At 43.6% G+C, this 12,771-nt stretch carries 10 protein-coding genes; 4 read left to right on the top strand and 6 right to left on the bottom strand.

From position 1 onward, the window contains the following. Positions 1-290 precede the first annotated feature (290 nt). The 5 genes from MJ595_RS03245 to MJ595_RS03225 form a co-directional block, all read right to left on the bottom strand. Positions 291-1,235, bottom strand: coding sequence for a hypothetical protein (locus MJ595_RS03245; RefSeq protein WP_263081103.1), 945 nt, complete (start codon positions 1,233-1,235; stop codon positions 291-293). 104 nt (positions 1,236-1,339) lie between these two features. Continuing rightward, a complete protein-coding gene (locus MJ595_RS03240) occupies positions 1,340-3,118 on the bottom strand; it encodes a DEAD/DEAH box helicase (protein ID WP_263081102.1) in 1,779 nt (592 codons plus the stop codon). A gap of 148 nt (positions 3,119-3,266) precedes the next feature. Beyond that, a complete protein-coding gene (locus MJ595_RS03235) occupies positions 3,267-4,220 on the bottom strand; it encodes a hypothetical protein (RefSeq protein ID WP_263081101.1) in 954 nt (317 codons plus the stop codon). 140 nt (positions 4,221-4,360) lie between these two features. Next, the gene (locus tag MJ595_RS03230; protein WP_263081100.1) at positions 4,361-5,689 is read right to left on the bottom strand and encodes an MFS transporter; all 1,329 of its coding nucleotides are present in this window, start codon (positions 5,687-5,689) and stop codon (positions 4,361-4,363) included. A gap of 446 nt (positions 5,690-6,135) precedes the next feature. Further along, positions 6,136-7,575 (bottom strand): tetratricopeptide repeat-containing glycosyltransferase family protein, encoded by a 1,440-nt coding sequence (locus MJ595_RS03225; protein ID WP_263081099.1) that lies wholly within the window; start codon positions 7,573-7,575, stop codon positions 6,136-6,138. 110 nt (positions 7,576-7,685) lie between these two features. On the opposite strand from MJ595_RS03225, the gene MJ595_RS03220 reads away from it, so the two are divergent. The 3 genes from MJ595_RS03220 (at position 7,686) to MJ595_RS03210 (ending at position 9,403) form a co-directional block, all read left to right on the top strand. Continuing rightward, on the top strand, positions 7,686-8,318 hold the full coding sequence (locus MJ595_RS03220) for a phosphatase PAP2 family protein (RefSeq protein ID WP_263081098.1): 633 nt from the start codon (positions 7,686-7,688) through the stop codon (positions 8,316-8,318). Continuing rightward, positions 8,299-9,015, top strand: a complete 717-nt coding sequence (locus MJ595_RS03215; protein ID WP_263081097.1) for an SDR family NAD(P)-dependent oxidoreductase — start codon at positions 8,299-8,301, stop codon at positions 9,013-9,015. The genes MJ595_RS03220 and MJ595_RS03215 overlap by 20 nt, the downstream gene beginning before the upstream one ends. 79 nt (positions 9,016-9,094) lie before the next feature. Further along, positions 9,095-9,403 (top strand): hypothetical protein, encoded by a 309-nt coding sequence (locus MJ595_RS03210; protein WP_263081096.1) that lies wholly within the window; start codon positions 9,095-9,097, stop codon positions 9,401-9,403. A 3-nt stretch (positions 9,404-9,406) separates the two neighbouring features. On the opposite strand, the gene MJ595_RS03205 is transcribed toward MJ595_RS03210, so the two are convergent. Then, positions 9,407-9,847 carry a recombination regulator RecX gene (locus tag MJ595_RS03205; protein ID WP_263081095.1) on the bottom strand — a complete coding sequence of 147 codons (441 nt, stop codon included), beginning with the start codon at positions 9,845-9,847 and terminating at the stop codon, positions 9,407-9,409. Between the two features lie 128 nt (positions 9,848-9,975). On the opposite strand from MJ595_RS03205, the gene MJ595_RS03200 reads away from it, so the two are divergent. After that, positions 9,976-12,771: an AarF/UbiB family protein gene (locus tag MJ595_RS03200; protein ID WP_263081094.1), complete on the top strand. Its 2,796-nt coding sequence runs from the start codon at positions 9,976-9,978 to the stop codon at positions 12,769-12,771.

Below are 12,771 nucleotides of genomic sequence, written 5' to 3'. Positions count from 1 at the left end.
TCGTTCCCAGCGTCCTGAGGTTGTCGCAAAAGTATGCTTTGTTTTAACCACAAAGACACAGAGGCACAAAGTTTTCTTGTTTTGTCCCTTATCAGGAGCAAAAATGATAAAAAAACGCTTTTCTCTGTGTCTTTGTGTCTCCGTGGTTAATAAAAATAACTTTTGCGACAACCTCTCCTCGCTGGGAATGCACACGGATATCTCTGACTGTTACGGCTTGGAGAGGTATGCATTCCCAGGCTGGAGCCTGGGAACGAATCTATGTCATATTTTTATTGTTCGAGCTGACATTAAATACTAAAAACCATTAAAGACCTTGTTTTAAGTGAAGGTTGTTGCATTGAGCCTATGTCATTTCTGGCTTTTTCTGCTTCCAGCTCTAACATATCGCGCACTATAGGTGAGTTAATAAACCCGAAAAACCAATGGGTAATCTGATCAATATAACCGGCATAATCCGGCATCGGCCCCATACTGGCATTCAAACGGCAGGCTAGCACGGCAGTTTGAATCATACGGGTGATACACTCGCCGACCTTAACGGCTCCATCACGCTCAAGGCTTTCCCCTGCATGTTCCAGTAAACTATTCAGCCCCGTTTTCCAAATCCGGGGAAGGGTATCTGCCAAAATAGATTTCTGGATATGATCCAGCTCGTCAAGACTCTCTGACTCTGAAATAGCCTGTATATACCATCGATTCCTGGACTGGGCTAATTCTGAAACGGCACAGGATTCCCCTTCAGCTGCGAGTTCGTGCACTATAGCCCGTAGCTCAGTCGAGTTAGATAATGACTCCCTCTCTTCAGGCATCAAGGCAGGATGGGTTCGAATCCAGGCTGCCAAGTGCTTCAGATCTTCCGAATCCGTGGATGGTGCTGCAAACAGTGAGTAAACCATACTGCGAACCTGATCCACGAAATAACCATGATCGCCTTTGAGTGATTCCATTATTTGAGTCAGGGCTTGCCTGGCAGCAACAGGCACAATAAGACTGTCTATCCGAGCTATCAGATGTTGGTAGGAAAGAACACCACAACGTAAAGATCGAATAAAGAGCAAACCCAGCAATTCCTGCCTTTGCTCTGACGAAAGCTTCTGGCTACTGGTAATTTCCAGTTCCAGCTCAATATGGGCACTACAGGACTGAGGGCCTGCAAGCATACCAATTTTATCTTTTAGCTCTTGATGGCTGACAACTTCCAACTGCTGAATTAACTGCTTCTTATAATTCATAGGGGGTACATCCTTGTAATTGACAACTAGTTAGCAAGAATGCCCCTTTTTACCAACAGATTCACTGACAGTAAGGTCAGCACATCTAACCCTACGACTAAAGTCTACCCGGCATCCTCTGCAACCCGAAAACAGCCTTGATAGTCAAAGATTTTTTCCTGGATTTGCCAGTAATGCCTGGCACGATCACGATGAGCAATGACAAAATCCGGCCTTCTGAATTTTTTTGACTGGGCAACAACCGCCGCCACTGAAGTCGCTCGAAAAGATTCACCGCGATTTATCAACGCATGCTTGCCAAAATGGTGGTAAAACGCTCCCTGCTGGGATGGCGTATCCAAACGGAAAAACTCTTTGAGTTCAGCACCATCTTCATCGTAATAGGTGATTTTTATTCTTGAATCCCCCTGTTTACTCTGGCTCTCTTCCAAAGTCATGCCTGAGCAACGGATGACCATGCAGTTTTTAAGATTCAGGGCCTCGCGCAATTTATTGTCAGGATCAACCAATGTTTTTCCACAACCATGACATTGACGGGCAGCAATATCATTTTCTGCTGCGCACTGGTCACACTCCTTGAACCGGTAACGAAAATCACATTGCTTCCGGATGCCCTCATAGTCTTCAATGCCTTTACATCGCCGCCCATAGTGCTCGACCAAATCACCCTCCTGATCCACCACTCCCCAAAAGGTATTGGCAAAATCGCAGACCGGGCATGGCACAGTGACTGGCACAGTTTCAGAGTCTGGCCTGGGAGCACCGATCTCAGGGCTGAATAAGTCATAGCGATTGCCGGCAAAATCCATAACCAGGCACTCTTTTTTACCTTCGCTTAACCGTAACCCCCTACCCACTATTTGCTGATACAGACTCACGGATTCTGTGGGCCGAAGAATGGCGATAAGATCAACATGAGGTGCATCAAACCCTGTAGTGAGAACCGAAACATTCACAAGATACTTAAGGGACTTCGCCTTAAAGTCCTGAATAATGGTATTGCGTTCACTGACCTGGGTATCACCAATAACAAGCCCTGCTTCCCCTTCAGGCAAGTAGGAATAGATTTCTTTAGCATGTTCAACAGTTGCAGCAAACACCATAATCCCTTGCCGGTGTTCAGACTCTTTAATGACTTGAGTAATAATCTGCCGGGTTGCCCGACCCTTTCCCTGCAACAATTGATTTAAGTCATTTTCGCTATAACGCCCATAACGGTCCCGATCCAACTGGCTAAAGTCATAAAAAGCTACCGGTGCATCCATTACATTGGCAGGGGTGAGATAGCTGTTGTCAATCATATAGGACAGCGGCAGTTCGAAAATACAGTCCCTGAAGAATCGTTCTTCATCAGCACGTACTGAGTGTTTCCCTGTGCCAGGGCAATGATATTGATACAACCATCCCATCCCCAAACGGTAGGGTGTTGCTGTTAGCCCAAGGATTTTTAAAGAAGGATTTAAGTCCCGCAAATGACCAATGACTTTATGGTAGCTGGAGTTTTTTTCCAAAGAGACCCGGTGGCACTCATCAATAACCAGTAAGGTAAAGCGATCATCCTGAAACTGATCCAGATTTCTGCAAACTGACTGTACACTGCCAAATACAACCTGTTCTGTGGCTTCCTTTCTCCCCAGTCCTGCACTAAAAACAGAAGCCTGCAACTCATAACTTTCATACTTGCTATGATTTTGTTCCACCAGCTCCTTCACATGGGCAAGTACCAGCACCCGCCCCCTTGCCAGCCGGGCCAACTCACTAATCACCAGACTTTTCCCTGCTCCGGTAGGCAAAACCACAACCGCCGGAGCACTGGATTTACGAAAATGGCTTATAACACGGTTAACGGCTTGTTTTTGGTAGGGGCGGAGTTGGTAGGTCATATTGATTAAAGCAGGTACAAGAAAATAATTTTAATTGTTTATCAATAAAATTTAAAAACCGCAAGGTCTCAAAGTTGAAATCACACATTAGCGTAAAATAAAAACCAGCTTTCTCTATATCACTGACACTTAATTATTTTTATTTAAATCAAAAAACCTCAAAAAAAACCTTCGGAGTTTTTTCTATAGGAAAACCAACATCACCTAACATAGTATGTAACTCTGCTGTCAACTGTTTAAAATTTTGTTGTCCTTGCTGATCAAATATACCAAACCCTTCATTAACTATATCTTTAAGATCTTGGAATATACCTGGTAACATTGACGCATATCCAGACAAAAGATCAGACAAACCAAGCTGATAGACAATAAAAAAGATAAGGCATGCTTCATCAGCAAACTGCTCCTTACTCATACCCATAACTCTAAATGGGCTTAACAAGCTCTCAAATTTCAATCCTTCCCCCCCTCCATCACCCATAGAGAACAAAGCTTTTTTCAACATATCTACAAATATTCTAATGGGGCTAACCAGATTTACATATTTCACTGGCTGCTCTACCGTTTCTCCCATCATTTTTACCATTTGCGCATATGACTTATCATTTTCAATTCCATACCCCGTTCTTTTAATACCATTGTCTTGACGATCAAATTCACCTTCCTCAGATAAATTGAGACCCAATTCTGACTCGTAAAATACATAACCTTTTACAGCTTCACCCCTTGTACGTTCATCAATTTCACCCTCTCTTGGATTAAAATAAATATACACATCCAACCTGGCTTCCTGTAAGGCCCTGACAAGGGATTTCATCAAATCCGTTGATTGCGCAACTGAAGAACTCTGTTCTTTATCTAAAGCTTTAGCAAATGGCACTCTAACCAAGCTTTTTACTTTTACACGAAATTCATCACTAACTTTATCACTGTAATGATATGTAATACCATCTTCGCGCTCGCTTGTCATAACCCCATAAGAAAAACCACAAAAACCCATGGTTAAACTTAACGTAAAGGTTAACCACCGAGATAAAAGTCTTCGAAAAAAAAACTCAGAAAAAGAATTCAGGATATAGGGACTCAGGTTTATATATTTCATAACAAACAACCACTTTAGGTATTTTACTAAAATCATCGTTAATTATAAACTAAACAATAAGCACTCATATCAAGAAAAAGAATAAGCAGGTCAGCCAATATACTTCTTACCCAAAGCCCCTCAGCTTATATAAAACCAAGCTACACTGCCTCGTATCCCCTAACCTTCCTTGAAGTAACAAACGGCAAAAGCAACAATCCCGTGATAGCCGCTGCCACTGTAATCACCATAAAAAATCCAGGCCAGTGGAACAGTTCAAGTACCTTGGCAACGGGATAACCTGCCAGTGCGGCGCCAATATAGGCAAACAAACCAATAAATCCGGTTGCTGCTCCTGCCGCTTCTTTATGGGAGCATTCGGCAGCCGCCATTCCCAACAACATCTGGGGTCCAAAAACAAAAAATCCCAAACTAAAAAAGCATCCCGCTTCGACAATGTAGGAAGATGACGGTTGAATCCATAAAATCATAGCTGACGCTAAAACGCCCAGGGAGAATATAAAATTCATGGGACCCCGGTCTCCCTGAAAGAATTTATCCGACCCCCAGCCGGCAGCCAGGGACCCCAAAAAACCACCTATTTCAAAAAAGGTCACTGCGGAATTGGCAGAAACCAGGTTATAACCATGGACTTCTATCAGATAAAGATTGCCCCAGTCATTAATAGCGGTACGCACTATATAAACCAGTACTGAAGACAGGGCTAAAAGCCAGATCAACTTATTCGTTAGTACAAAGCACTTCAATATCTCCCGGGTTTTCAGCCCCCGTGAATTATTTTCATACTTCATTTCCAGCTCATCATTGCGCCACTGGCCGATAGATGGCAACCCCATGGTTCCTGGTGTATCCCTCAGCCGCCAGCACAGAACCAGCCCCACCATAATAGCCAGAAGGCCGGGCACAATAAGACCATAACGCCAACCAAAATGCAGGGCGCAGAATCCTACCAATAATGGAATTAAGGCGCCTCCAACATTGTGGGCCGTATTCCATATTGACCACCACAACCCCCGTTCTGAACGGGAATACCAAAAATTAAGCAGCTTCGAGCAAGGTGGCCACCCCCACCCCTGGAAAAAAGCATTCAGGCTCCACAACGCTGCAAAAGCCAATACGGATGAAGATAGCCCAAAGAAGATATTGGTAAACCCTGTGGCAATAAGGCCAATGCCCATAAAAAAACGGGGATTTGAGCGATCACTGATTACACCAGAGAGAAACTTCGAGCATCCGTAAATAATATAAAAAAGAGTGGCTAAAATACCTATATCTGCTTTATCCAGCCCAAGATCAGTGATCATGGCTGGCATAGCGAAGTTAAAACTTTTACGGGTAAAATAGAATGTGGCATAACCAACATACATCACTATCATGATGTGAATACGCCAGTATTTATAACGCTGATCCACCTCATCACGATGAGTGATGGCTGGGATCGCTTCGGCAGATTTAAAAATTCCAAGCATTACCTAAACCATAGTTATAACTAACCTGAATGCTTTGTTAAAAAGCCCAAAATGACCCTTTTCGCCATCCAGTTGACCCACTGGCTATGTATTAGCCAGAATAAACCATACCCATGACAAGTTTTGTTTGTTATTGGCATCTATTGTAGAAAGAAATAAGAACCTGTGTGCTTTTTTGCGACTGCGGTTTATGCGTATGAAAAATCAAGCTATTTGAATAAAATTACCAAATGATATTACCCGGTAGCAAAATAAGCAGCTTTATTGACATGATCTATCCCGGCTGCCCACAGTGACGGCACCAGAACTCCTCTACATTTATTTACTCTATATCCTGCCAATTAGTACTCTATCGGCTAAGAGCTGAGGGGCTATACCTGACAAAAAATCAGAAGGGGAGCACTCAGTAAGAGCAGTATGTCGATTAACGCTTGGCGGCACTTATTCTAATCAGCGTTTTCCAGCCATGAACCCAGGATGACCTTTACCCGCTTGAATACATCATCCCACTCCCCGGAGGTGGTTTGCCAAATACATCTCATGCTGGGATACCAGGGGGTACGCTCTCCTTCCGGGAAATAGAGCCAGTAAGGCTTGTAATTTAGCAGGTTAATGACCGGCTTATTCAGGCTGGCCGTCAGGTGAGCCACGGAACTATCGGTCATCACCACCACATCCAAAGCATCAATGGCTGCGGCCGTCTCGGCAAAATCATTGACCTGGCTACCCAGGTCCACTATCAAGGGAAGAGCGCAGTGACTGGCAAGGTCATGCTCCTTAGGTCCCTTTTGCAAACTGAAAAGCTGAACACCGGGAATCATTGCCAAATCAATAAAACGTTCCAGAGATACCGCCCTTTTACTATTGGCAGCAAAGGTTATGGAGCCTGACCAGACAACCCCTACCTTCAACTTGCCCTGAAAACTTCGTTTCAACCAGGAAAACTTTTCCCGGGCCTGGGCTGGAATGGTCAGATGGGCGGGAGGGGGTAGTTTTCTCAAGCTGGCCCCATAGAGTCCCGGCAAGCTCATCATTGACCCCTGGTAATCGTAATCCGCCTCACCTTTTTGTAGCTGTTGGTTAAGGGTTTCAATAGTCATCATTTCATCTACAGGCAGTGCATCAAACAACCGGTGCAAAGGCTGGCGGCAGACCAGGGTAATATGCCCATTGCGGGCTTTTTTCTCCCGTAACCAGGGTAAAAACCGGGCAGCAAGGATACTGTCCCCAAAACCCTGTTCTGCAAACAGGAGCAGTTTTCTATTGGTCAGGGCCTCTCCTGTCCAGCAAGGAAAACACTCAAGCCGATCGGGTAGATCCCCTGTGTACCACCGGGATTCATAAGCCTCCCAGCCTTTTTTAAATTGACCGAGATAAAGGAGTACCAGAGATCGGTCAAATTCAAGCTTCGCCCACTGTCTACTGTATTTTGGCTCAGTGCAGCTTTCCAGGCAGATTTCCAGCTGCTTCAGCGCCTCTTTAAATCGCCGGGCATCCCTCAAGGACATGGCATAGTTATAGCGGTAGCTGCTATTCTCCGGATCAAGGCTTACCGCTTTTTCATGAGCAGCTATGGCCTCTTCGATACGATCCATATCCCTCAGCACATTACCCAAATTACTATAGGCTCCCCCGTCATCAGGACGGATAGCCAGTGAACGGTGATAATGTGCAGCGGATGCCACAAATTGCTTCATGGTTCTGAGGGAAACCCCAAGATTAAGCCAGGCTCCGGCATCAGCGGGATTTAACAATAAGTACTTTTGATAAACCGCCGCAGCCTCACGGTGCCGCCCCTGCCGATGAAGCTCATCAGCCTGTTGCCGGGCAGCTCCCAGGGTATTTTGTGCGGCTTTATTTGGGTTTATTTTTTGTGATTCAATCATAGAGGATAATTATCGGCCCACTCCCAGCTTCTATTTAGCAGCGTTCACGGGGATTGAATTAGCCTGTATTGAATCTGGATATTTCATAACAATTTCACCAGGAATAAACAGTGAAGAAATCTTATCTTGGGGGCTACCTGCTAGGCATTTTAGCTACACTGGTCAGTATCACTTTTTTTGATCGCACCGTCGCAACCTTTGCCTATGAACATCAACTAAGGGGTGATGTGTTTAAGGCAATGACCTGGCCGGCAGATTTACTGCAAATACTTGTTGCCGTGCTGTTGGTGGCCTGTCTCAGCAAACCGTGGCGGCAACGTGTAGCGGGTAGGGTGTCAACACTACTTATTGCTCTTTCATTTGCCTGGGCAGCAAGGCTATTTACTAAACTGGCGTTTGGTCGTACCTGGCCTGACACCTGGATTGACAACAATCCATCCTGGTTACAGAACGGTATTGAAGGCTTTTTCCCATTTACCGGAGGGAAAGCCTATAGTGCATTTCCCTCCGGTCACGCATTGGTCACTTTTGCACTGGCTACGGTCTTTTGGCACACAGCTCCAAAGTACCGCTGGCTTTGGTCGCTGTCCTGCCTGAGTTTGATGGCGGGGATGCTGGGACAATACTACCATTACCTGGGCGATCTACTGGCGGGTGCTACACTGGGCTGTTTTTGTGGTCATATGGCAATAGCATTAAAACACCGAATCAGGAGAAGTAAAAATGACTCATACTGCCAGTGATAAAATCATCATGATTTCCGGTGCCAACCGTGGAATTGGTAAAGCCATAGCAGAGCACCTGCTTACCTGTGGCTACCGATTGAGTCTGGGTGTTAGAAATCGGGAATCGCTCAGTGACACCGTGCTGGCTAACAATAAAAATGTTCTGGTTTGTTATTACGATGCGGTGGATAAAGAAAGTGCCAAAGCCTGGGTGGAAAAAACGGCCAATCATTTTAAACGTATTGATGGCCTTGTGAATAACGCCGGTATCTACCGACAGGTAAGCATTGAGGAAGGGGATGAGGAAGACCTTGATACTATGTGGGAAGTCAATGCCAAAGGTCCCTGGCGCTTGCTTAGGGCGGCTTTTCCCTGGCTGAAAAAAAGCGGTCAGGCCCGGGTCATCAATATTATCAGCCTTTCAGGAAAACGTCTGAAAAGTGAGCAAAGCACAGGCTATGCCATGTCAAAGTTTGCCGCCAGAGCTCTGCACCAGGGGTGCAGACAGTCAGGGTGGGATCATGGTATTCGAGCCTCAGCTCTTTGTACCAGCTTTGTTAAAACCGATATGGCCAGCGATGTTACCTCCAGTTTGCCAGAGGATATAACTGAACCTGCGGATGTGGCCCATGCTGTGGCATTCTTACTGAATCAGCCTAATAATGCCGCCATCAATGAGTTCAGTATTAACTGCCGACTGGAAGCAGAAAACTAGATATCCATCAATACAACACGGGTACGCTTCAGGCATTATTGTGGGTAAATTAGTGAAAACAAGAGAGGTCCCGGCAAAGATGACACATCAGCACTTTTCAATTGAAGTCCCTCTCACAGAATTTATCCATAACCTGGAAAACCTGAAAGAAGCATACTTTAAACTTGGCCAGGAACTAACCAGTTACACGGCTCAACAGTTGATAGACATGACTGCCACCTGGCCAGCCACTGAGCTGGTAGCTATTGAGCCTCATACCCTGGCCAACCAATATCAGGCGTTTTATTCCACCCAGAAAAACAACAGCCCCCACTCAGTGGCAAGCGAGGCATTGCTGGGACTGGTTATTGGCGCAGCAACCCTGCCTTTTTATGCCCACCTGCTTTAGGTGCTAAAAGAGCTCCATAACAACCCCGGCAGGAAAGCCCCGGTACTGTAAGAACCGGATTTGCCGGGCTTTTTCTTTCATATCTTCGGGAGGCTCACTACTAAACTTTTTTTGTCTGGCCTCCTCAGCCTTGGCAAACCAGTCAATATCAAGACTTTCCAGGGCAAGGCTTATCTTGTCGGCAGCAATCCCCTTTTGCCGAAGCTCCTGGTTAATTCTCATTGGTCCATGACCTCTGTTTACATGGGAGCGAATGAAGCTTTCAACAAAACGATCATCACTTAACAGTGTCTGGCCTTCCAGACGATCCAGAACCTCAGCGATCATCTCTTTATCATCTGTCAGGCGGTTAAGCTTCTGAACCAGTTCCCCGCGGGAATATTCTCTTCTGGCAAGCAGATTCATGGCAGAACGTCGAAGGGTATCAGGGGTTATAATAGACACACGCAATCTCAAACAGGTACGGAATCATATTCTTAGGAATAACGGATTTACTCAGCTCTGTCACCTTATTTGAGAAAACATAAAAGTGCAAACAGAAAAACCAATAAACCAGTGACCAAAAGCCACTTATGAAAATACGCCACTTATTGTTACTAATGTATTTATGTGCTTGTAAAGCCATAGCAGATAGTTATGGAGCATGCGTCAATGCAGAAATCATCGAAGCTATTGACCCTGTTACATTTATTATAAATATCACTCAAAAAAAATGGCCTGATTTAATAAGAAAAAATGTACTGTTAAGAGTTGCTGAAGTTGACCATTTAAAAACCACTGCAATAGAACAAAAACAAAGTTGGCAGCTCCGGTATCAACAACCTGTACAACTGGAAAACCTGTTTTTTACTGAACCCTTGATCATTATTGCTGATCTCTATATAGATGATCTGAACTGGAGAGAAAAATTAATAAAAGAAGGAATGGCCGAAATAGCCACTACCCACCTCTCTATACACAGACCGCAATTGAAAAACTCAGATAGACATCGCCACCGTGACATGAGAATAAGAAAAATAGTGGGTTTTAAGAAAAACAGATTAATCATTCAACCTTTCAACTGGTCTGGTTACCTGGTTCGTGAATTACCCATAACAATAAAAAACTTTGAAAGAAATATCGATACCCAGGATAAAGAGCAACTTATTTCTTCAGAGCTGCATAATTTTGTCCAATCCTTGGAAGAGCCTATGTACCTGAGAGAAATAGAAAAAAACAAGCAGTTTGAAGTGGTGGCCAGGTTGATGTGTGGAGAATTTGATGTTTCTCAATACCTCAATCAATTTTGTAAAGACAAAGACTGGAAAACAGATCAGGAAACTAAAAAGACGATAAAGCCCTCCCCTCCAGCTTCAGCCCTAAAACAAAAAGATAGAGGTAACCCGGAACAGACCGTAATGACTCATGTTTTACCCACAGAACCTGCGCCACTTCCTTTACAACCCGATAATACCCTTAAAAAACACCCTGGCAGTAAAGCTTTAAATATAAAATATGAGCAACCATTACAACAATCGCAAACGCCAGCCACCAGACAGGAGTTGCCTACATTAAAGCCAGGAATCGTGAAGTGGACTGAAACTGCCGATAAATGGCTTCAAAGAAATTTTTCAAAGTATACAAAATTAAAAATATTGATGGCTCGCTGCAAGTTTTATTTCCATCCCCCTGAAATGCCAGATATTGCAAGATATCTGGGTTCATTTGGCACCCTTGGTATAAAAATAGGTCAGATGATTGCCACTATGGAAGACCTGCCCAGCGAACACAGGCGACACTTTCTCCCTTTATGTGATAAAGCACAACCTGCCGATTTTTCCATGATCCAGAGGGCCATCCATGAGGCCAAATCCGCCATAGAAGCACTGAAAGCCAAAGGTGATATCTCCCCAGATCTGATTGACATTATAGATATAGAGCAACCATATCTAGGCACTGGCAGTATTGCCCAGGCTCACAAAGGCACCATTGTTTATGAAGGGAAACCTGTAGAGTGCGTTTTTAAAATTGTTAAGGAAGGGGTAGAAAGTGACTTAAAAAATGCCTATGAAAATTTGCAGCCCATATTAGACTTCATTACTTCATATACCAGTGAAGCATTTTCAGATACCATTTTTTATAATTTAACAGGCGTCAGATCATCAAAAAGCGCGCTTGAAAAAAAAGTCCTGCAAAGCCACCTTAAACATATGCAAAATGAATGTGACATGGAGCTGGAGAAAGCGAAGCTTGAGCGTTATAAAAAAGCCATAGATGAAATAGGGATTAATTATACATCTGTACCAAGAGTTTACTTTGCCACACACAACGTTTTAATCATGGAGTATATTCCTGGAAGAACGTTGAGTGCGCTCTACTTGGAAAACAGCGTGAAAGCGGATTCCCTCTATCTACAGGCATGGAATATATGGGAACAGGTGGCACAAGAGAAGGGACTTATTCATGGTGACTTTCACCCTGGAAATATTATAGTACAAGACGGTAAAAAACCTGATTCACCCGATAAGCTTGTCTTCATTGATGGTGCTGCCATTATGAATAATTGCATATCCGTAAAACAGCTAAATCGTTTTAAAAAAAACATTAAATTCTTATATAAAAAGAGTATCGCAGCTAAAAAATATGACCCTCCTCTTATGGAAAGAACAAGCCAGGAACGTGTTGAATATATACGAAGGTTATTAATTAAAAATAATAGTGCAACCCCATTCAAAACTAATGAAGATCAACTAGCCAAAGCTTCAAAAGAAGTAAAGTCTACAGCCTTGGCAGAAGAAACCATCTTTTTATTAGAAAATCTTTCTCCGCCATTTTATTATTTAGATTTAAGCCCAGAAAGACAGTTTGATATAACCTTTCGTAAAATAGACTCTGTATTTACCCCATTTCCTGATGAAGAAAAAGTAATACATCCTTCAGAAATAGTACCTACCATCCTTGACCGTCTTGCAAATGATGGCTTTTCACTCCCTGAAGGATTTAGTTACCGACACCAGTCATATGTAAGAATGAGAAAGTTCAAGGAAGACCGCGCTACTCTTTTGCAAAAAGATACAAAATATCGACTTGCAGCAGAAAGCTATGAGAGGAAGAATAAAGCGAAAATAGAGGCTCAGTCTAAAAAAACTGAGCTGGAAAAAAACTTTGATACTATAAAAAAAGAATACATGGAAAAATCAGAGTACTTTCGTCAGGCAGCATTCAAATGGTATACTAAAAAATTATATCCCACTGTAGACTTTGAGTTTTTTGAAAAAGCAAATCCAGACTATAAATATCGAAACTTATCCTTACTTCAAGATTGGTATATTCTTTATCTATACAGTGAAAGCTTAAAAGCTTCAGACAAAGCCAGCAATGCTAATTAG

The sequence above is a fragment of the Endozoicomonas sp. Mp262 genome (genome assembly GCF_025643335.1).
In the GTDB taxonomy this organism is placed as follows: Bacteria; Pseudomonadota; Gammaproteobacteria; order Pseudomonadales; family Endozoicomonadaceae; genus Endonucleibacter.
Note: the sequence above shows the minus strand (reverse complement) of the source record. Positions and strands in the feature narration are given on the sequence as shown.